Source organism: Microbispora sp. H13382, from assembly GCF_014161445.1.
In the GTDB taxonomy this organism is placed as follows: domain Bacteria; phylum Actinomycetota; class Actinomycetes; order Streptosporangiales; family Streptosporangiaceae; genus Microbispora.
On record NZ_JABBXA010000027.1, the window covers coordinates 69,900 to 89,922 of the forward strand.

Genomic DNA, 20,023 nt, shown 5'->3' on the forward strand with positions numbered 1-20,023 from the left:
CCTCTCGGCGAAAGGCACAACGCGGCTCCAGCCGAACGGTAGTCCGCGAAGGCAAATTAGGTGAGGCCCGGGGACACCTGCACACCGGCCACGCTTCATCCAACCACGTGTCCGCCCCTGTTGTTCCCCGGCCACGCCATCTTTTTCGGGCCGATCTTCGGAGCCGGTGCTCAACCACGGAGGAAGAGGGTCTTCCCGGACGAGCCGGGGAAGACGAGGACCAAGTGCTCCTCGACCGGGCCCTCGGACGCGTACGCCAATGCCTTCTCCTGTCCGCGCACGTAGACCCGGACGCGGTAGCGGCCGGACCCCGCGACGGCGAGGTTCGGCAGGGAGCCGTCTCCCTCCCAGAGGAGCTCGATCCTGCCGTCCACACTGGAGATCCCGGTCTCGGTCACCGTGTCCCAGCCCTTGAGCCGTGAGCGAGGAGCCTGGTTCAGCGCCTTGACCGTCAGGCAGATCGGGGAGTTCTCCACTGCCGTGCCGACCGAGACGGCGGTCGTGGTCAGCCAGTCGATGACGCGGTCGAACGCGCGGTCAAGCCGACGTGGTCCGCCCACGCCGCTCCCGTACGTATCGCCTTCGACGAGGTAGCCGCCGCCCTCGCCCACGGAGAGGGCGGTGGTCGCCTGCCGCACCGCCCGCAGGCGGCGTGCGGGGTCCGAGCAGTGGGCGGTCATCCTCGCCAGGTAGTCGTCCTCCTCCTTCCGCCCCTCGGCCTCCGACAGCACCAGATCGGGCCACTTCGGGGCGACCGCGTCCGGGCACAGGAACACCAGCGCGTTCATGAGCGACCAGCTCCAGTCGTACGCCCCGGCCTGATCGAGCAGGGTGCGGACGCGTGGCTCGGTGGAGGGCCGTCCGGCGACGCCGCACAGCGCCCGGCCGAAGGCGAGCAGTTCCCGGTCCGGCAGCGTCACGAGCCGAGGCGCGTATCCCGCGACGTCCCGTGCCGTGCAGAGGAAGGCGCGCTCACGGTCGCGAGGCGGGGTGTCGCCGTAGGACTGGTGGAGCACGGTCCACGTGCCGCAGTCGTCCTCCTCCGAGAGCCCGCCCTCGTCCTCGGCGGCCCTCTCGTAGGCGGATATGGCCGCGAACAGCCGCTCCGTCTCGGACGAGCCGTCCGTGCCGGGGTCCTGGGCGTAGACGCGCATGGCCACGTCGAGGCCGGTGTAGCGGTCGTCGGCGCCCCGGTCGGCCACGGGCGCCGCCAGCAGGAGGCAGCACACCCCGAAGACCCCGGCCGTACGGCGCAGCCGGGCGTGCGGACGGGACCCGGCGGGCCGGACGGCCCACAGGACCAGGGTGGCGGCTGTCACGTCGCAGGCGCTCACGCCCAGGTTCCACACGGCGAGCGGCTCCCACAGCCGCCAGCAGCCGGAGCCGGCCGTGACCACGTCGTACGCGACGAGCGCCGGGTTCACGAGCGCCATGAGCAGCACGTAGCAGGCGGCGACGCGGCCCGTCACCCGGCTTGCCCGCCCGCCGCGCGTCACCAGCCAGAACGCGAAGGCGAGAGGAACGGCGAAAAGATGCCACCCGAGCAGGTAGGTCATGATCGGGGCGGAGAACAACGTCGTCTGGAAATCGAACGCCGGGCAGTCCGGCACGCCGTACGTCGTGAATCCGAAGGACACCATGCTCTCGGAAAACGCCGATGGCGCCAGGGGCAGCAGTGTCATGACGATCGCGAGCACCCAGAGCCGGAAACCCCGTGTCCGCCACATGACGTCGCTCCCCGTCCGCCCGACAAACCAGAGGCACCTTATCCACATGAAGATCGAATTGTGGCGATTGAGCGCGATTCGAATCGGGGAAAATCCCTTGCCACATCCCCGGTGCTGCGAAAGCCTCCCCTCTTGTGGAGCGAGTGATTCTGGCCGGGGCGGACGGCGTCCCGGCCATCAGTTATGTCGAGGACAGACGGAACGGGCTGCCGTGCGCCGACCTGATCGAGGTCGTGGGCCCGGGCGCGGCCGACGCCGTGATGACGAAGCTGCCGGGCTGGGCGGTGGCGGGGCCGGTCGGCCTGGGCGAGGCGCTCGTCGCGCGCGGCGCCCGCGTGATGCGGCACGCGCACGAGATGACCTGTGAGCTGGGTACGGCGCCGCCCGCCGTGGCCACAGCGCCCGACGGTTTCCGGTTCGTGCCCTGCGACCGGTCGCCCGAGGAGGTGTTCGCGGCGTGGCGGGCGGCCTACCCGCCGGGCCACCCCGACCACCGGGGCGTGGACGACGCCGCCGCGTTGCGCGACATCCTCACCCCGCTGCTGGGCGGGAAGATCACCGGCGAGATCCTGCCCTGGGGCCTGCTCGCCGTGGACGGGGACGACGCGGTGGCCGGCGGCGTCGTGGTCACCCTCTTCCACGGCCGGCCCTGGGTGGTCGAGGTCTTCCGCCACCCCGCGCACACGCCCGCGGGCCTCGGCGCCCGCATGCTCGCCGCCGTACGGATGAGGGCGGCGGCCGGCGGATGCGAGCGGCTGGGCCTGGTCGTGACCGAGGGCAACCCGGCCAGACGCGTGTACGAACGGCTCGGCTTCACCCTGGTCGCGAGCTCGATGACCGTGGTCATCCCGAGTTGACCGTCACGAACTCCTTGAGCTCACGCTCGTAACGTGCGGGGTCGGCGTTCCAGGAGCCGGTGTGCCCGCCGCCGCTCGTCCGTACGAGCCTGACGATGTCGGGGCGGGCCTCGGCGAACCGGAGCGCCGGGCCGACCGGCACGGTCGCGTCGCCGTCGTCCACGAAGACCAGCGTGGGGATCCTGAACTCGCGGGCGTGCCGCAGGTGGTCGACGTCGTCGAACGACGTGCCGGTACGCCGCTCGACGACCCATTCGCCCACCGTCACGAGGAAGCCGGGCACGCCCATCTGCTCGGCCCCGAGGGCGATCGGCGCCCGCCAGTCGATGACCGGACTGTCGAGGATCATGGCCTTGATCGGCTCGCCGGGCAGGTTGCGTACGGCCATCGGCACGATGCCCCCGCCCATCGACCAGCCGTACAGGACGATGCCGGTCGCGCCCTGCTTCCTGGCGTACGTGATGGCCGCGGCCACGTCCTGCCATTCGGTGGCGCCGAGGTGGAACTTGCCGTCAGGGCTCGCCGGGGCGCCCTCGTCGTTGCGGTAGGTGATGCCCAGCACCGGCATCCCCAGGCTGTGGAAGACCGGCAGCACGCGCAGGGCCTCGGCCGGGCCGCCGTTGCGGCCGTGCACGGCGATCACCCAGGTCGCAGAGGTGCCCTCGGTCCGCCAGCCGGGGAAGTCGCCGAGCGGTGAGGGGATCTTCACGTCCTGGTACGGCACGCCGGCGGCGGCCGGGGTCGCGTGGCCCCACATCCAGCGGTCGAGGTAGGCGCGCACCCCGGGGCGCAGCTCACCGCGGACGACCTCGGTGACCCTCCTGGTCACCGTGCCCGGCCCGGCCACGATCGCCGGTCCCAGGACGGCGTTGCCGTCGGCCCAGGTCAGGCCGTACGTGCCGGGCGCGCCCGTGTCGGTGCCGCCCTTGATGGTGACCTGGTCGCCGCTGACGGCCGTCACCTCCAGGGGATAGCCGGAGGTGTGGTCGGGGTCGATCACGAGCCCGGAGTAGTACCAGCCCGCACCGCCGACGGCGGCCACCGCGAGCACCACGACGACGGCGAGCGTCCACAGCAGGCGGCGCCGCCAACGTCTTGTCCCACGCATGGTCCAGAATCTACTGGGCCTTTTTCAGTTGGTTAAGTGCGTATGACGCCTTTCGTGCGCATGAGGAACTCGCCCAGGTAGGCGTCGTGCGGGACCCCCGGCGGCATCAGGTAGGTCGGGGTGTCGCCCAGGTAGACGTTCCTGATCGACGGGTCCTCCACGAGGCGGTCGACCAGCCCGTCGTCCTTCGTGATCGCGGTCAGCACGAGCGTGTTCCGCAGCGGCTCGATGCCGTCGGCCCGGCTCCACGGCGCGAACCACACGCAGGGGAACGACAACTCGATGCCCGTCTGCGGCGCGTCCGGCCGGTCCACCCGGAAGACGGCCGGGCGCAGCACCCCGCTGCCGTCGCCGAGCTCGTCCACCACGCCGTCGCCGCCGAGCACCGGCGTCGCGCCGTCCACGTGGTCGAGCAGGTACTTCTCGATCGCGCGCGCGTCGGCGACCGGCTGGACGGGCAGCACCGCGCCGTCGTCCTCCGGCGGCAGGCTCGGGATCGCGGCGAGCCGTTCCGCGACGGCATCGGCCACCGGCGCGGGATCGCCCTCCACGAAGACGGCGGTCGTGTTCACGCAGGCCGTCCCTCCGAAGGCGCTGACCGAGTCCACGATCGTGCCGAGGTGGGACTCCCAGTCGCCCCCGGTGAGCAGGATCTTGGACCGTCCCGGGCCCTGCGGCAGCACCCTGACGTCGTTGCCGTACTTGTTCACGACCTCCTCGCCGCCGTACACCATGGCGAGATCCGCGTCGCGGATGATGTCGTCGGCCACCGCGTAGTCGGTCGGCAGGAGCACCACCTGGTCCTCGCCGAACCCCGACTCCCGCAGCGCCGTGATCAGGCGGTGCGGCGTGAACGGCTCGCGCCGCGAGGGGCGCACCGCGACCCGGTAACCGAGCGCCAGGGCCTCCAGCCACAACGTGTGCACCCCGGGGTGGTTGCCCGCGGCGTGTACGGCGAAGACGTCGCCGCGCCGGGTCCAGACCGCGTGGCCGTCGCAGGTGAGCGGGTCACGCCAGTCGTCCACCGCGCCCTGGGGCCGGGCGTGCCGGGTGGTGCGGTACGCCTCGCCGGCGCGTCGCCCGATGCCCGCGGTCGCCGAACGGACCACGGTGATCGGCATGCCCGAGACGCGGCTGACGATGTGCTGGTACTCCTCCGCCGGAATGCCGTTCACCGTGCCGGTCGCGAACAGCCGTCCCGCGCGGGCGAGGGCCGCCGACCGATCGCCGGGCGGCAGGGCCCGCGCCTCGCGCAGGGCCGCCATCGTCCGCTGGACGAACAGGCGCGGCACCAGGCTCAGCTCGGCGACCGGCGTACCGGTCAGCTCCGTGATCGTCTGCCGGCTGCGGCTGTGGTACGGCCCGCTCGCGCCCAGGGCGTCGAGCAGGATCAGCTCTTCCATCTAGTACACCCCCTCGATGACCGGTTCGTTGTCGAAGGTGGGGAGCGGGCCGACGTCGGCGACGGAGTCGCCCATCTGTCCCGGCGGCGGCGCCACGCGGGTGGCCAGGTCGCGTTCGAGGTTGTTGGGCAGCAGGAAGCTCTTGCTGACGTGGTGCATCACCACCTGACCGCGGTCGCCGTACCGGACGACCCCGCCGGTCTCCTGGTCCACCACCGAGAACGTGATGTAGGGCGAGAACGTGTCGAAGACGACGATGTCCTCGTCCGGCGACGTGACGCGCTCGGCCAGGCCGCCGAGGATCATCGTGCTGCCGTACGTGCCGTACAGCTTGACGCCGGGAAACACCTCGGTGCGGAGCAGATAGCGGGTGTCGGGGTCCATGTGCGCCCCACCCCAGCTGATCGCGGCGATCTTCGCGTTGACCAGGTCGACGAGCGCGTTCCTGCGGGCCAGCCGGGTCAGCAGCGGCGGCGTGGTCACCAGCACCCGCACGTCCTGGGTCTCCAGGATGTAGGCGCTCTGGTCGATCAGGTGCTCGGCGTAGCGCTCGGCCTCGTCGGCGCGGCCCTCGGCGATGCATCGCTTGACCCACCGGGGGTCCATGTCGACGGTGAACCGGATGCCGCCCCGCCGTGCGGCCTGCCAGCGGACCAGCTCGCCGAAGACGTGCGGCCCGGTCGGCCCGAGCGACAGCCAGTGGCCGCTCTCGGGGTAGCCCCTGGCCTGCAGGTCCTGCTCGGTCCGGTGCATCAGCCGTTCCAGCCAGTCCCGCAGCACCACGACGCGTTTGGGCGGCCCGGTCGTCCCGCCGCTCTCGAACACGCCGACGACGTCGGCGTCCGGGCCGTAGCCGCGGGGAATCAGGTCCTCCACCCGGACGTCGCGCAGCTCGTTGGCCACGTTGGGAAACCGGCGCAGGTCGTCGAAGGTGCGCACGTCCTCGCGCGGGTCGAAACCAAGGGTCTTCGCCCGCTCCAGCCAGTACGGCGAGCCGGTCTCGGGGCTGAAATGCCACCGCATGGCGGCCTCGAGGAACTCCGGGCCCTCCGGGACCTGATCGAGCGGGCAGTCGAGGATTTGTTCTGTTGCCATATCCCGCCCCTTTGGCTTGGAAATGCCCTGAAAAGCCAGGCTATTTCCGTGTGATTCGCCACCGGGTCAAGAAAATCCGGTACTGGGCAAAAGACTGCGCGAGACGGGCAGCCTCCGCCCCATCGTGCCCACGCCGGCGGCGGCCAATCACGGCCGCACGTCCTACCCCCGGGTGAGGACACGCAGGGCGACGCGGGGACGCAACAGGGCCGGGGTCGGGTCGAGGTAGCCCGCCACGCGCCAGAAGGCGTCGGCCACGGCCACGTCGGTCGCGCCCACGCGGTGCAGTCTCGCTACGTAGCGGTTGATCAGACGGGTGAGGAGCGGGCGGGGTCCGGTGATCTCGGGCAGGGCCAGGTCGCCCGCGGCGGACAGCTGCCAGGCCGGATCGATGACCTTCGCCGCCGCGCGGTAGAAGCGGTGGGCCAGGTCGCCGCGCCCGGCGGCGAGGCAGGCCCGCAGGGCTTCGGCCTGGAGAGAGGCCACGGTCATGCCCTGACCGTAGATGGGGTTGAAGCTGCACAGGCCGTCCCCGAAGACGAGCAGACCCTCCGGGTACGCGGACAGCTTCTCGTACCGTCTGCGGACGCTGGAGGGGAAGGCGTGGGTGACCGGGTCGGAGAGGCGGTCCGACCTCACGATGACGTCGTGGACGTCGCGTGGCGCGATGGTCCCGGCGAAGTCGACCAGCGCGTCGGGGTCGGTGGGCGGATGGTCGCCCGCCATGCCGGCGACGGTGAGCAGCCAGCGATCTCCCTCGCAGGCCATGAAGGCCATCCCGCGCGTGCGGCCGGGGACCGGCCCGACCAGGACGCCCTGCTCGGGCGTGAGAGCGCCGGGGGGTGTGCGGAAGAAACAGCTCACGTATTTGATGCCGACCTTGATGCGTTCCTCCGCCGGGGCGGGATAGCCCAGCCGCGAGACCCATTCGACGGACCGGCCCGACCGGCCGAGGGCGTCGACCACCAGGTCGGCCTCGACGGTCTCCTCCTGACCGCCGGCGCCGGAGCGGCGGACGAAGCGGGCGCCGGTGACCCGGCCGGCGGAGGTGACCAGGCCGGAGACGTCGCAGCCCTGGACGAACTCCACACCGGGCAGAGCGGCGACCCGGCGGCGTACGGCGTGTTCCAGGGTGGCGCGGGTGGGCTGGAGCATGACCGGTCCGGGGCGGCCGCGGGTCAGACGGTGGCCGGAGACGACGAACCTGATCTGCCGGGCCAGCTGGGTGTGCGGCACCCCCGCCAGGCCGAGCTCGCCGGCGAGACCCGGGAAGAACGAGCCGAGGACCTGGGAGCCGCGCGGGAGCAGGACGTGGACGTGCCGGCCCTGCGGCACGCCGCGCCGGTTCAGCGGCTCCGCGGGGAGCTCGTCCCGTTCGACCAGCGTCACCCGGGCGTACGTCTCGGTGAGCGCCCGTGCGGCGAGCAGGCCGCCCATGCTCGCCCCGAGCACCACGGCGTGACCGGTTGTACGTCCCATCGCGCACCCCTGCCGCTGGAGAACATGCCAGCGTCATTGTGTGGGCGGCCGCCCGAGGCGTGAATCCGCGAGAGTGCGGTCTTGTCCGTCCTTCGGGTACGGCGATCCGGCGACGGCACGCCACGCGAAAATGGAGTGCCGGGCCTGGAAGGCGGCATGTAGCCTCTCCGCGAAGTCGGGAAGGGGACAGCTGGTGGGGCACGTCGAGGTCGGGCATCTGACGCATGTGCTGCCGGACGGCAGGATGCTGCTGAACGACGTGTCGTTCCGCGTGGGGGAGGGCGTCAAGGCGGCCCTGGTCGGTCCGAACGGCGCGGGCAAGACGACCCTGCTCCGGATGATCGCGGGCGATCTCCAGCCGGTCGAGGGCACCGTGGCCCATTCGGGCGGTCTCGGGGTGATGCGGCAGTTCGTCGGCAACATCCGGGACGGCCGTACGGTCCAGGACCTGCTGCTCAGCGTCGCGCCCGAGCGCGTCAGAACGTCGGCGGAACGGCTCCACGCCGCCGAGCTCGTGATGATGGAGCGCGACGACGAGAAGACCCAGATGCGGTACGCCCAGGCGATCACCGACTACGGCGACGCCGGGGGCTACGACATCGAGGTGCTCTGGGACGCCTGCGCGATGGCCGCCCTCGGCGCGCCGTACGACCGGGTGAAGTATCGCGAGGTCGCCACACTGTCCGGCGGCGAGCAGAAGCGGCTGGTGCTGGAGGCGCTGCTGCGCGGCCCCGACCAGGTGCTGCTGCTCGACGAGCCCGACAACTACCTCGACGTGCCCGGCAAGGTGTGGCTGGAGACGGCGCTGCGCGAGACGCCCAAGACCGTGCTGCTGGTCTCCCACGACCGCCAGCTGCTCGCCAACGCCGCCGACCGGATCGTCACGGTCGAGTCCGGCAACGTCTGGATCCACGGCGGCGGCTTCACGACGTACGCCGAGGCGCGGCGGGAGCGCAACGAGCGGCTCGACGAGCTGCGCAGGCGCTGGGACGAGGAGCATGCCAAGCTCAAGCGCCTGGTGGTCATGCTCAAGCAGAAGGCCACCTACAACGACGGCATGGCCCCCGCCTACCACGCCGCCCAGACCCGGCTGCGCCGGTTCGAGGAGGCCGGGCCGCCGGAGGTCGCACCGAAGGACCAGGTCATCAGCATGCGCCTGCGCGGCGGCCGTACGGGCAAGCGGGCGGTGATGTGTGAGGCCCTGGAGCTGATCGGCCTCATGAAGCCCTTCGACCTCGAGGTCTGGTACGGCGAGCGGGTGGCCGTCCTCGGCTCGAACGGCTCCGGCAAGTCGCACTTCCTGCGGCTCCTCGCGGGGGAGGGCGTGCGGCACACGGGGACCGTCAGGCTCGGCGCGCGGGTGGTTTCCGGGCACTTCGCCCAGACCCACGCCCGGCCCGAACTGGCCGGCCGTACGCCCTGCGAGATCGTCATGACCGAGCACGCCCGGCTGAAGAACGAGGCGATGAAGGCGCTGGCCCGCTACGAGCTCGCGGGCCGGGTGGCCGAGCAGCGGTTCGAGACGCTGTCGGGCGGCCAGCAGGCCCGGCTGCAGATCCTGCTGCTCGAACTGTCCGGCGCCACGCTGCTGCTGCTCGACGAGCCGACCGACAACCTCGACCTGGCCAGTGCCGAGGCCCTGCAGCAGGGCCTGGACGCCTTCGACGGCACCGTGCTGGCGGTGACCCACGACCGCTGGTTCGCGGCCGACTTCGACCGCTACCTCGTCTTCGGGTCGGACGGCAGGGTCTACGAGTCGCCCGAGCCCGTCTGGGACGAGACCCGGGTGGTCCGCCCCCGATAGACGGGCGGTAAAGATACCTGCGGGATCGCGCGTGTCCCGGAGGCGGCGTCCCATTCAGGGGTTATGACGGCTAAGTGACGCGACGTTGCCACATGACCGCCGCACTCGTCATCGCCGCGCTGGCGATGGCGTCGTGCGCGAGGAATGACAATCAGGAGGGCCCGCGACCGCTGGCCCTGAAGGAACAGGTGTCCTCGATCGTGCGCTCGGGAGCCGGGTACGCGGTGAGCTGGGCGGGGGTGCTGAGCAACCCCAACCGATGGCATTTCGGGGAGAACGCCGTCGCCGTGGTCACGGCGGTCGACGCCGGCGGCAAGGAGGTCGTGCACCTGGAACAGCCGCTGGACGCGGTGCCGCCCGGCCGTCCGCTGGCCTTCAGCGGCCAGGTCACGGCCACCGCCCAGCCGGTCCGCGTGAAGATCGACTACCGTCCCGCCTCGTGGCGGCCGATCCCGCGCACCCCGTCGGCGTTCCTCAAGTTCCCGATCTCGGATGTCCGCACGGACAAGCTGAAGAACGGGTCCTACCTCGTCACCGGCTACGTGCTGGACCCGTTCCGCAAGCCCGCCGGCGGCCTCGCCGTCACGGCCCTGCTGCGCGACGCCGCGGGCACCCTCGTCGGCGGGGCCACGACGTACGTGGACGACGTGCGGCCGGGCGCCAGGCGCCGGTTCGTCATCACGGTCGAGGGCGTGCGCGGCTCCGTCGGGGCGACCGACGTGCAGGCCACGACCTGGGGCTCGACCGCCAAGACGTACGAGGAGCTGGCCGGGGCCGGGGCCGTCCCGCTGCACACGGTCGCGCCGACGACGGAGCCGTTCGCCAAGGACCGCGGGTATCCGCCGCCCAACGACCGGCGCCAGTGAGCGGCCCACTGCCGATCTTGACGGGAGGGGAGGGTTACCGTAGCGGGATGGCCACCCCCAGGATCGTGCTGTTCGGAGCCACCGGTTTCACCGGCAGGCTCACCGCCGAGGCGCTCGTCGCGCGCGGGGCCCGGCCGCTGCTCGCAGGCCGGGACCAGACGCGGCTGACCGCCCTCGCCGACTCGCTGGGCGGCGATCTGCCCATCGCGGTCGCCGACGTCGGCCGCCCCGAGTCCGTACGCCGGATCGTCGCGCGCGGCGACGTGCTGATCTCGACGGTCGGCCCGTTCGTCCGGTGGGGAGAGGCCGCGGTCGCCGCCGCGACGGAGGCGGGCGCGGTCTACCTCGACACCACCGGAGAGCCCACCTTCATCAAGCGGATCTTCCAGCGGTACGGCCCCGCCGCGGCGGCCAGGGGCGCCGCCCTGATCACCGCCTTCGGGTACGACTACGTGCCCGGCAACCTCGCCGCGGCCCTGGCCCTGGGCAAGGCCGGGCCGGGGGCCGTCCGGGTGGACGTCGGCTACTTCGTGGAGGGCGGCATGGCCCGTCGCGCCAGCGCGGGGACCCGCGCCTCGGCGCTGGGAATGATCCTCGAACCGATGTACGGCTTCCGCGAGGGCCGCATCGTCCCCGAGCACGGCCGCACCCGCAGGTTCGTCGTGGACGGCCGTGTCCGGCACGGCCTGTCCATCGGCGCCTCCGAGCACTTCACATTGCCGCCCGCGCACGCCGGTCTGCGTGAGGTGAACGTCTACCTCGGCTGGCTGGGCGGGTTGACCAGGGTCGCGGGCGTGCTGGCCAGGGCGACCCCCGTCATCGGCGCGGTGCCCGGGGTCCGGCGGGCGACCGAGGCGCTCGCCGACCGGGTGCTGCGTACGGGCGGGGGCGGCGGGCCGGCCGGGACGGGTGTGTCGTCGCGCATCGTGGCCGAGGCGTACGACGCGGAAGGCCGCCGCCTGGCCGCCGTCCACGTCGCCGGCGGCGATCCGTACGAGTTCACGGCCGGGGTGCTGGCCTGGGGGGCGGCGACGGCGCTCGCGGAGGGCGTGCACGGCACCGGCGCTCTGGGGCCCGTGGACGCCTTCGGGCTGGAGAACCTCATTCGCGGGTGCGCCGAGGCGGGAATGACCGTACGGGAGTGATGGCGTCCGGTCGGTTGACCGGATTTATCGTGATTGATTGCGCAATAAGACGGCGAATCGCGGCAGTTCGTTTGGCTGGCGGAGCGTAAAAGTCCTCCGTGTAGTTACGCGACTTCGCCTGAATGGGTGGAGCGGGGAGTTACCGAGCATTTACGCTCCGTTATATGAATGATGGCGTCCTGGTCGAGGCGTTGCGAGCCCGGGATCCGGGAGCGCTGGCCGCCCTTTACGACACATACGCGGAGAGCCTTTACCGGTACTGCCGCACGTTGCTGGCCGGGCCCGACGCCGCCCAGGTCGCGCTGCGCGACACGCTGATCGCCGCGGAGGCCCTCGTCGGCTCGCTGGCCGATCCGCACAGGTTCCGTCCCTGGCTGTACGCCCTGGCCCGGGGCGAGTGCATGCGCCGTCGCACGCCCGGGCCGGAGGACGGGCCCGGCACCGGGCCGGTCCCCGTCGCCACCCTGCCCTTCCCCGGTGTCGCGGCCGACGGCGCCACAGCCGAAGGGACCGACCTGCGCGTCGTCGCCGCCAGCGCCGTGGGGGCGCTGTCCCCCGAGGACCGGGAGGTGCTCGAACTCGCGGCCAGGCACGGGATGACCGGCCAGGACCTGGCCGCCGTGCTCGGCACGGGCGAGCGGTACGCCGAAGGGCTCCTCGACGCGGCCACCGAACGCCTGCGTGAGACGGTGACCGCCGAGATCCTGGCCAGGCGCGCCACCCACGACTGCGAGCGGGCGTCCGCCATCCTCGAGGGGTTCACGGGAGAACTCACCCCGCAGACGCGGGCCCAGCTGATCCGGCACCTCGCGCGCTGCGAGATCTGCGGACGCCAGCGTGTCCGGCAGATCTCCGCGGCCAAGGTGTTCGGCCTGCTCCCCCAGGTCGCCCTGCCCGAGACGCTGCGGGTGCGGGTGCTCAGCAGCTTCATCGATCCCGAGCTCGTTCCCTACCGGCGGTACGTCGCCAAGCGCGTGGGCAAGCTGAACGCCGCGGGCTACCCGAGGGCCGGCCGCCGCGAGGGCAGGCTGGCACAGGCCGTGGCCGGCGCCGTGGCCGCCCTGGCGGCGGCGGCGACGATCGCGCTCGTGTTCGCCCAGTTCGCCGGGGACCTGCGCGAGCAGGCCGCCGACACGATCGCCCCGCACCGGCTCCCCACGGCGGAGGCCCCGGTCAGCCCGCCCGCCGCGTCACGCGAGGGGTCCGATGACGCGGCCGAAGGGGCCGCGGGGCGCTCGCCCGCGCCCCCGATCTCCCGGGATCTGGCCGAGCCCGTCGCGCCCGTGGAGCCGGTGGCCCTGCCGCGCCCGGCGCCCCTGCCCCCACCCGCGCCGCCCTCGGCCGTACGGCCGCATCGTCCCGCGCCGCCGGTGCGACCGCCAGTGCGACCGACAGTGAGACCATCCGTGCGCCCCACCGGCGCGCCGTCCGCCACCGTGCCGAGTCCGGGGGCCTCGCCGTCCGGCCCGACACCCGTGCCCACCATCACGCCGGGCACCCCCGGCACGGAGCCCAGCCCCGGTGGCTCAGGCTCCGATGGGCAGGGCTCCGATGGGCAGGGTTCCGACGGGCAGGGCTCCGGCGGTCCCGGCTCGGGCCGGCCGAGGGGCGGGCCGCCGCCGGCGCATTGGCCGGGACACCGTCCGCCCTGGCGCGACCACCAGCACCACCCCCGTCCCCACCGGGAGTGCCCGCCGACTCCCGAGCCCTCCCACGGGCCCTCCGGCGACCACGGCGGACCCCCGGCGGTTCCGCCCGTACGCGGAGGACACGGCAGCGGACACGGCGGCGGACACGGCGGCAGGTACGAGGCCCGGGGCGCCGGAGGCGGCGCCCGGCCCCTCCCCGGGCCGTGGCCCGCCCGGTACGGCGGCGCCGCCCACGAGCGCCCGGGACGCGCAGAGCCCGACCGCGGTGGGTCCGGCAGGGACGGCTCGCACCGTGACGGCCCGGGTCCCGGGCGGGACGGCGATCCGCCGGGCGTACGCGCGACCCGGGAAAGCACCCCGAAAGACACCGAGCGTCGTGGCGCGGCCGGCGGCCCCGCGGCGGGGAGCTCCGGCGGATCCGGAGACGGGCACGGTCCCGGCGGCGGGCACGGTCCCGGCGGCGGCTCGGCCCCGGCCGACCCGAAGACCACATAGAGGCTTATTCCGGACACCGGCCCACCTCTTTCCCTGCCTTATCGGGACGACCCACCGCATAGGTGGATTACTGGGCGTGACTTAGATGTGTACGGAGAGTAGTCGCCGGGAAGTGAGGGGAGTGGAGCAAGGAAGGGGAAGTAATGCCACTCCTCAGAGCGTCGGGGCTGGTCGCCGGGCTCGGGTCAAGTCTCGTCCTGACCTTGGGGGCGCCGGCCGGAGCCGATCCGAAGCCTTCGGCCAAGGACGTCGCCAAGGCGCGGCAGCAGGTGCAGGAGCGCGTACGGGAACTGGGCAGGGCCGAGGCCGATCTCGCGGTCGCGCAGGCCGGCAAGGAGACGCTGAACGCCGAGGCCGAGCGGCTCGTGGAGGCCTACAACGGGGAGCTCGTCCAGCTCGAGCAGGCGCGTTCCGCGTACGAGCAGTCGGCGCGGCGGGTCCGCCAGGCGGCCGGCCAGGTCGACCGGCTGCGCGGCGAGGTGGCGGCGAGGGTGGCCGAAGCGTACGGCGGGCTGCGGCTGTCGCCGTCCACCGCGGCGATGCTCGGCGGTCTGAACGACATGCGCGGCTTCCTGCGAAGAGCCAGCGTGCTGACGCAGCTGGGCGACGAACAGGTCGCCACGCTGCAACGCCTGGAAGACGCGCAACAGGTCTTCGAGATCCTCCGAGAACAGGCGGCCCGCGCCTACTCCGAGCAGTCGCGCAGCGCCGACGAGGTGCGGCAGGCGAAGGACGCGGCACAGCGGGCCGTCGAGGAACAGCTCGAACAGACCCAACGCATCGAGCAGGAGAAAACGGAGATCTCCAAACGGCTGGAGGTCGCCCGTGAGCGCGTGGACGAGCTGAAACAGGCCAGGACCAAGGCACGGCAGGCCGCCAGGAGGGTGTCCCTCCCCGCGAGCAGAAGCCTGGCGGTGCCGGCGTGGACGGGGCGACTCGGGTCGGGGCCCGGCGAGCAGGCCGCCCAGTGGGCGCTCAAACAGATCGGCAAGCCGTACGTGTGGGCCGCCGCGGGCCCGTCGGGGTTCGACTGCTCGGGGCTGACGATGCGGGCCTGGCAGCGGGCCGGGGTGTCACTTGATCACTGGACCGGCACGCAGTGGACCTCGGGACGGCACGTCCCCCTCAAGGAACTGCGCACCGGCGACCTCATCTTCTACGGCCAGTTGAGCCGTAATCCCGGCTCCATCCATCATGTGGGCATCTACATCGGGCGCGGCATGATGGTCCACGCCCCCCAGACGGGGGACGTGGTGCGCATCTCGCCCATCTGGCGCCACGATCTCGTCGGCGCCACCCGGCCCGGCTGATCAGTGCTCCTGGTGCTCGGTCTCCTGGAACCGCGCGATGCTGGCGAGGATCTCGGCCTCGGCCTCGACGCGCCCGACCCAGTTGGCGCCCTCGACGGACTTGCCGGGCTCCAGGTCCTTGTAGACCTCGAAGAAGTGCTGGATCTCCAGCCGGTCGAACTCGGCGACGTGGTGGATGTCGCGGATGTGCTCCATCCGCGGATCGGTCGCCGGGACGCACAGGACCTTGTCGTCGCCGCCCTTCTCGTCGGTCATCCGGAACATCCCGACAGCGCGGCAGCTGATCAGGCAGCCGGGGAAGGTCGGCTCCTGGAGCAGCACGAGCGCGTCGAGCGGGTCGCCGTCCTCGCCGAGGGTGTTCTCGATGAACCCGTAGTCGGCGGGGTACTGGGTCGAGGTGAAAAGCAGGCGATCCAGACGTATGCGGCCGGTCTTGTGGTCAACCTCGTACTTGTTCCGTTGTCCCTTGGGAATCTCAACGACAACGTCGAACTCCACTCGTTCCTCCGCATGAGTCCCCGGTCTCCCGGGTGGGCGTTAATGTCTCGTAGGCGTGGTCAGGGTCGGCGCGAAATGAGGGCGTAGTGGTGCGACGTGAGCGGTGGATGGTGGTGGCCACCCTCGCCCTGCTGCAGATCTTCGTCGTCCTCGCGGGTACTTACTTGGTCACCCATGACGCCGACAGGACCCCGGCTCCGGTCGCGTCTCCGAAGCCGACCCCGATCCCCCTGGTGACCGCGGGTCCGGTTCTGGCCGCGGCGGGGGACGGGGCTCTCCCCGCCAAGGGTACTTTGACCACCCGGCTCGCCGCTGCGATGGGTGACCCCGCACTGGGCGGCAGCGTGGCCGGGATCGTGCTCGACGCCGTCACGGGAGAACCTATATACGACGGCCGCTCGGGCACCGCCATCACCCCGGCCTCGACCACCAAGGTGGTCACCGCGCTGACGGTGCTGGCCACGGTGGGGCCGGACGCCCGCCTGGCCACGCGGGTCGTGCGGGGGACCTCCGCCACGTCGATCGTCCTGGTCGGCGGCGGCGACCCGACCCTGGCCGGCCCGGCCACCAGCGCCGCGGAACAGAGGAGGATCTACCCGAGGCCGGCGTCGCTCGCCCGGCTCGCCTCGACCACGGCCAAGGCGCTCAAGGCGGCGAAACTCGCCTCGGTGGACCTGTCGTACGACACCTCGCTGTTCGCCGGGCCGCGGACGGCGCCGGGCTGGAAGCCGACGTACATCCCGGAGGGCAGCGTCGCCCCCGTGGCCGCGCTCATGATGGACGAGGGCCGGGCACGCAACGGCGCACGCTATCCGGACCCGGCACGGGCCACCGCCGACGCGTTCGCCTCGCTGCTCAGGAAGAACGGCATCAAGGTGGGCAAGAATGTCGACTCGGCCAGGGCGGCGCCCACCGCGCAGGAACTGGCCCGGGTCGAGTCCGGCCCGGTCTACGCGCTCGTCGAGCGGATGCTCACGCACAGTGACAACGATCTGGCCGAGGCGCTCGCCCGCCATGCGGCCGTCAAGGAAGGTCTCCCGCACACCTTCGAGGGCGTGCCCGCGGCGGTCCGGCGCGTGCTCACCCGCCTCGGCGTGACCGACGGCGTGGAGGTCCACGACGGCAGCGGGCTCTCCACGAAGAACCGGATCACGCCGACCGCCCTCGCCCGCATCCTGGCCGTGGCGGCGTCCTCCGCCCATCCGGAGCTGCACTCGCTGATCAGCGGCCTGCCGGTCGCGGGATTCACCGGGACTCTGCACAACCGCTATGAGAAGTCCGATTCGAGGGCGGGCGCCGGATTGGTGCGCGCGAAGACGGGCACTTTGAACGGGGTGAACACCCTGGCAGGCATCGCGTACACCTCCGACGGCCGGTTGCTGACCTTCGCGTTCATGGCCGACCAGGTGGCCAACCCGCCGGAGGCGATCGCCGCGCTCGACAAGATGGCCACGATCGTCTCCCAAAGCTGACCGTCCCCCTCGCGGCTGCATGCGCGGCGAGAAGGCGAAGAACGTACGGTGGTGGGTATGCAGGTGATCGACTGGGATCTGGCCGTCTCGACCGGGGTGCGCCTCGTGCGCCCCGGCCCTCAGGTGAGCCGCGAGGAGGCCAGGCAGGCGGTCCTCGAACTGCGGCGGCTGTCGCGGGACGCCGAGGGGCACGTGCGGGAGTTCACCCGCATCGACTCGGCGCCGCCGGAGGCGGCGACCGTGGTCGACCGCCCCGGGTGGATCCGCGCGAACGTGGACGGCTTCCGGGTGGTGCTGGAGCCGCTGACGCAGAAGATGTCGAACGTGCCGGCGGTCGTCGGCGCGGTGGGCTCGCGCATCACCGGGCTCGAGGTCGGCGCGGTGCTGGCCTTCCTCGCCTCGCGGGTGCTCGGGCAGTACGAACTGTTCCTCCCGCCCGACCCCTCGGGCAACGCCCCGACCGGGCGGCTGACGCTGGTGGCGCCCAACATTGTGCACGCCGAGCGCGAGCTGGGGGTCGATCCCCGTGACTTCCGCCTGTGGGTGTGCCTGCACGAGGAGACCCACCGGGTGCAGTTCACCGGCGTTCCCTGGCTGCGGGAGTACGTCCGCGGCCAGATGACCGATTTCCTCCTCGCGTCCGAGATGGACCTGGCGACCCTGCTGGAGCGCCTGCGCGCCGCCTCCGACGCGGTGGCCGACGCCTTCAGGGGCGGCGAGGGCAACCTCATCGAGGCCATCCAGACGCCCGAGCAGAAGGCCGTGCTCGACCGGGTGACGGCCGTGATGACGCTCGTGGAGGGGCACGGCGACTACGTCATGGACGCGGTGGGCCCGTCCGTCGTGCCGTCGGTGGCCGAGATCCGGGCCAAGTTCCAGCGCCGCCGCGAGGGCGGCTCGCGCTTCGACCAGCTCGTCCGCCGGCTGCTCGGCATCGAGCTCAAGATGAAGCAGTACGCCGAGGGCTCCCATTTCGTGCGCACCGTCGTGGACGAGGCCGGCATGGAGTCGTTCAACAAGGTGTGGACCTCGCCGGAGACCCTGCCCGACCGCCGGGAGATCGCCGACCCACACGCCTGGATGTCCCGCGTCCTCACCTCCACCTGACCACCTCCACCATCGTGATCTTGTAGTTTGTCGCAGAGACCCCATCTGACCTGCGTCGCATCCATCCGTGATCATGTAATAAATCGGACACCTCTGGGCCGACCTGGGCGGACCTCTCTCGTGATCACGCAGCGGCCGGGCCGGGGCGTTACCCGGCCCGCGAGCGGCACCGCCAGAATGGCCGCATGGGCCCGCATCCCGCCGTCGCCGACGTCCGCCGTGCCGTACGGCTCTCGCTCGCGGACCTCGCCGTCCCGCGAGACGTGGTGGAGCCGCCGCTCGTTCTCGTGGCCTGCAGCGGCGGCGCCGACTCGCTGGCGCTGGCGGCGGCCACCGGTTTCGCGGCCCCGCGCCTCGGCCTGCGCGCCGGGCTGCTGACCGTCGACCACGGCCTGCAGGAGGGCTCGGCCGGGCGGGCCCGCGACGTCGTACGGCTCGCGCACTCGCTCGGTCTCGACCCGGCCGAGGCGCTGACCGTCACGGTCGGCACGGCCGGGGGCCCCGAGGCCGCGGCGCGGGAGGCCCGCTATGCCGCGCTGTCCGCCGCGGCCGGCCGGCTGGGCGCCGCCGCGGTCCTGCTCGGCCACACCCGCGACGACCAGGCGGAGACCGTGCTGCTGCGCCTGGCCCGGGGCAGCGGCTCGCGGTCGCTGTCCGGCATGGCGGAGGTCACCGGGATCTACCGGCGCCCCCTGCTGGGGCTCGGCCGCGAGCGGACCAGGCAGGCGTGCGACGCCCTCGGCCTGCGGCCCTGGGACGACCCGCACAACGACGATCCGGCGTACACAAGGGTCCGGGTGCGGCGCGACGCTCTTCCGGCGCTGGAGGCAGCGCTGGGGCCGGGGATCGCCGAGGCGCTGGCGCGTACGGCGCGGCTGTGCCGGGACGACGCCGACGCCCTGGACGAGTGGGCGGACAGCGTCCACGCCAAGTCGCGGGGCCCCGGCGGGGAACTGGACGTGTCCGTCCTGGCCGGCGTGCCGGGGGCGGTGCGGCGGCGGGTCATCCGGCGGGCGGCCGTCGAGGCCGGGGCGCACGCCGCCGCGCTCGCGGCGGTGCACATCGAGGCGGTCGAGCGGCTGGTGACCGGCTGGCACGGGCAGAAGGGGGTGGACCTACCCGGGGGGGTAGGGGTGGTCAGGCGCTGTGGCACCCTTGTGTTCGCCGTGGACAACCTCTCGCTCGCGTAAGGAAAACCCCAGGTGGACGCAGCCGACATGGGCAAGGATCTCTCCAGAGTCCTCATCTCCGAGCAGGAGCTGCAGGAGAAGATCAAGGAACTGGCGGGCCAGATCGACGCCGACTACGCCGGCAGGGAACTGTTGATCGTCGGCGTGCTCAAGGGGGCGGTCATGGTCATGGCCGACCTCGCCCGCGCGCTGCACGTGCCCGTGCAGATGGACTGGATGGCCGTCTCCTCGTACGGCGCCGGGACCAAGTCGTCCGGTGTCGTGCGGGTGCTGAAGGACCTCGACACCGACATCGCCGCCCGGCACGTGCTCGTGGTCGAGGACATCATCGACTCCGGGCTGACGCTCTCGTGGCTCATGAACAACCTGAAGTCGCGCAACCCGGCGTCGGTGGAGATCTGCACCCTGCTGCGCAAGCCGGACGCGGTGAAGGTGGAGTTGGACGTCCGTTACGTAGGTTTTGACATCCCCAACGAGTTCGTCATCGGGTTCGGCCTCGATTACGCGGAGCGCTATCGCAACCTGCCGTTCATCGGGACTCTTGCGCCTCATGTGTACGGAGGGGAGTAAGCCCTTAGCGAAGTGACCCTCGGATCGTGCGTTATTGGGCGCCAGGTCGGGGAACACGGGGTTGGCTGACGTACGTTGGAAAGGCAAAGCCGGAGCCGCTCGGGCAGTTACTCGACGCGGCTGCCGGGTGTACCTTCGGATATCCGTGGGAGGCCGCTGAGGCCGGCCCGCGGTAGCCAGAAGGAGCGGTAAGGGATGCCGCGACCCCGGGTTCTCCCGGGGCAGGCCTTGGTCAGGAAGGGACGGGC

Annotated in this window: 16 protein-coding genes; 10 read left to right on the plus strand and 6 right to left on the minus strand. The window is 72.1% G+C overall.

Annotated features, from left to right (window positions below):
- Positions 1-170 precede the first annotated feature (170 nt).
- Complete coding sequence (locus HHX41_RS35970; RefSeq protein WP_182909523.1) at positions 171-1,727, minus strand: hypothetical protein; 1,557 nt, start codon at positions 1,725-1,727, stop codon at positions 171-173.
- Positions 1,728-1,861: 134 nt separating this feature from the next.
- On the opposite strand from HHX41_RS35970, the gene HHX41_RS35975 reads away from it, so the two are divergent.
- Complete coding sequence (locus tag HHX41_RS35975) at positions 1,862-2,584, plus strand: N-acetyltransferase (RefSeq protein ID WP_182909524.1); 723 nt, start codon at positions 1,862-1,864, stop codon at positions 2,582-2,584.
- Here HHX41_RS35975 and HHX41_RS35980 read toward each other — a convergent pair.
- The 4 genes from HHX41_RS35980 to HHX41_RS35995 form a co-directional block, all read right to left on the minus strand.
- A complete protein-coding gene (locus HHX41_RS35980) occupies positions 2,571-3,692 on the minus strand; it encodes a S9 family peptidase (protein ID WP_182909525.1) in 1,122 nt (373 codons plus the stop codon). The two genes, HHX41_RS35975 and HHX41_RS35980, sit on opposite strands and share 14 nt — an antisense overlap.
- A 32-nt stretch (positions 3,693-3,724) precedes the next feature.
- The gene (locus HHX41_RS35985; protein WP_182909526.1) at positions 3,725-5,095 is read right to left on the minus strand and encodes an aldehyde dehydrogenase family protein; all 1,371 of its coding nucleotides are present in this window, start codon (positions 5,093-5,095) and stop codon (positions 3,725-3,727) included.
- The gene (locus HHX41_RS35990) at positions 5,096-6,190 is read right to left on the minus strand and encodes a phenazine antibiotic biosynthesis protein (RefSeq protein WP_182909527.1); all 1,095 of its coding nucleotides are present in this window, start codon (positions 6,188-6,190) and stop codon (positions 5,096-5,098) included.
- Between the two features lie 162 nt (positions 6,191-6,352).
- Positions 6,353-7,669: an NAD(P)/FAD-dependent oxidoreductase gene (locus HHX41_RS35995; RefSeq protein WP_182909528.1), complete on the minus strand. Its 1,317-nt coding sequence runs from the start codon at positions 7,667-7,669 to the stop codon at positions 6,353-6,355.
- 193 nt (positions 7,670-7,862) lie between these two features.
- On the opposite strand from HHX41_RS35995, the gene HHX41_RS36000 reads away from it, so the two are divergent.
- The 5 genes from HHX41_RS36000 (at position 7,863) to HHX41_RS36020 (ending at position 14,938) form a co-directional block, all read left to right on the plus strand.
- The gene (locus HHX41_RS36000; protein WP_182909529.1) at positions 7,863-9,473 is read left to right on the plus strand and encodes an ABC-F family ATP-binding cassette domain-containing protein; all 1,611 of its coding nucleotides are present in this window, start codon (positions 7,863-7,865) and stop codon (positions 9,471-9,473) included.
- 92 nt (positions 9,474-9,565) lie between these two features.
- Positions 9,566-10,339, plus strand: a complete 774-nt coding sequence (locus HHX41_RS36005) for an FxLYD domain-containing protein (protein WP_182909530.1) — start codon at positions 9,566-9,568, stop codon at positions 10,337-10,339.
- Positions 10,340-10,386: 47 nt separating this feature from the next.
- Positions 10,387-11,484 carry a saccharopine dehydrogenase NADP-binding domain-containing protein gene (locus tag HHX41_RS36010; protein WP_182909531.1) on the plus strand — a complete coding sequence of 366 codons (1,098 nt, stop codon included), beginning with the start codon at positions 10,387-10,389 and terminating at the stop codon, positions 11,482-11,484.
- Between the two features lie 164 nt (positions 11,485-11,648).
- Entirely contained in the window at positions 11,649-13,628 is a 1,980-nt protein-coding gene (locus tag HHX41_RS36015; protein ID WP_182909532.1) for an RNA polymerase sigma factor, read from the plus strand.
- Positions 13,629-13,771: 143 nt separating this feature from the next.
- Positions 13,772-14,938 carry a C40 family peptidase gene (locus HHX41_RS36020; protein WP_169989003.1) on the plus strand — a complete coding sequence of 389 codons (1,167 nt, stop codon included), beginning with the start codon at positions 13,772-13,774 and terminating at the stop codon, positions 14,936-14,938.
- Here HHX41_RS36020 and HHX41_RS36025 read toward each other — a convergent pair whose 3' ends face one another.
- Positions 14,939-15,436: an inorganic diphosphatase gene (locus tag HHX41_RS36025; RefSeq protein WP_169989002.1), complete on the minus strand. Its 498-nt coding sequence runs from the start codon at positions 15,434-15,436 to the stop codon at positions 14,939-14,941.
- 86 nt (positions 15,437-15,522) lie between these two features.
- Between HHX41_RS36025 and dacB the strand changes: the two genes are divergently transcribed.
- The 4 genes from dacB to hpt all read left to right on the plus strand — a co-directional run bounded on the left by dacB (position 15,523) and on the right by hpt (position 19,775).
- The gene (gene dacB / locus HHX41_RS36030) at positions 15,523-16,908 is read left to right on the plus strand and encodes a D-alanyl-D-alanine carboxypeptidase/D-alanyl-D-alanine-endopeptidase (protein ID WP_310742333.1); all 1,386 of its coding nucleotides are present in this window, start codon (positions 15,523-15,525) and stop codon (positions 16,906-16,908) included.
- Positions 16,909-16,965: 57 nt separating this feature from the next.
- Positions 16,966-18,015: a zinc-dependent metalloprotease gene (locus tag HHX41_RS36035; protein WP_169989001.1), complete on the plus strand. Its 1,050-nt coding sequence runs from the start codon at positions 16,966-16,968 to the stop codon at positions 18,013-18,015.
- A 185-nt stretch (positions 18,016-18,200) separates the two neighbouring features.
- Positions 18,201-19,205, plus strand: coding sequence for a tRNA lysidine(34) synthetase TilS (gene tilS, locus HHX41_RS36040; protein WP_182909533.1), 1,005 nt, complete (start codon positions 18,201-18,203; stop codon positions 19,203-19,205).
- Positions 19,206-19,217: 12 nt separating this feature from the next.
- On the plus strand, positions 19,218-19,775 hold the full coding sequence (gene hpt / locus HHX41_RS36045; protein WP_310742334.1) for a hypoxanthine phosphoribosyltransferase: 558 nt from the start codon (positions 19,218-19,220) through the stop codon (positions 19,773-19,775).
- Positions 19,776-20,023: the final 248 nt, after the last annotated feature.

Excerpts from the sequence above, each read along its gene's own strand:
- HHX41_RS35985 (WP_182909526.1), bottom strand. The coding sequence starts at position 5,095 with ATGGAAGAGCTGATCCTGCTCGACGCCCTGGGCGCGAGCGGGCCGTAC.
- HHX41_RS36005 (WP_182909530.1), top strand. The coding sequence starts at position 9,566 with ATGACCGCCGCACTCGTCATCGCCGCGCTGGCGATGGCGTCGTGCGCG.
- tilS (WP_182909533.1), top strand. The coding sequence starts at position 18,201 with ATGGGCCCGCATCCCGCCGTCGCCGACGTCCGCCGTGCCGTACGGCTC.
- HHX41_RS35990 (WP_182909527.1), bottom strand. The coding sequence starts at position 6,190 with ATGGCAACAGAACAAATCCTCGACTGCCCGCTCGATCAGGTCCCGGAG.
- HHX41_RS36015 (WP_182909532.1), top strand. The coding sequence starts at position 11,649 with ATGAATGATGGCGTCCTGGTCGAGGCGTTGCGAGCCCGGGATCCGGGA.
- HHX41_RS36035 (WP_169989001.1), top strand. The coding sequence starts at position 16,966 with ATGCAGGTGATCGACTGGGATCTGGCCGTCTCGACCGGGGTGCGCCTC.
- HHX41_RS36010 (WP_182909531.1), top strand. The coding sequence starts at position 10,387 with ATGGCCACCCCCAGGATCGTGCTGTTCGGAGCCACCGGTTTCACCGGC.
- HHX41_RS35970 (WP_182909523.1), bottom strand. The coding sequence starts at position 1,727 with ATGTGGCGGACACGGGGTTTCCGGCTCTGGGTGCTCGCGATCGTCATG.
- HHX41_RS35980 (WP_182909525.1), bottom strand. The coding sequence starts at position 3,692 with ATGCGTGGGACAAGACGTTGGCGGCGCCGCCTGCTGTGGACGCTCGCC.
- HHX41_RS36020 (WP_169989003.1), top strand. The coding sequence starts at position 13,772 with ATGCCACTCCTCAGAGCGTCGGGGCTGGTCGCCGGGCTCGGGTCAAGT.
- HHX41_RS35995 (WP_182909528.1), bottom strand. The coding sequence starts at position 7,669 with ATGGGACGTACAACCGGTCACGCCGTGGTGCTCGGGGCGAGCATGGGC.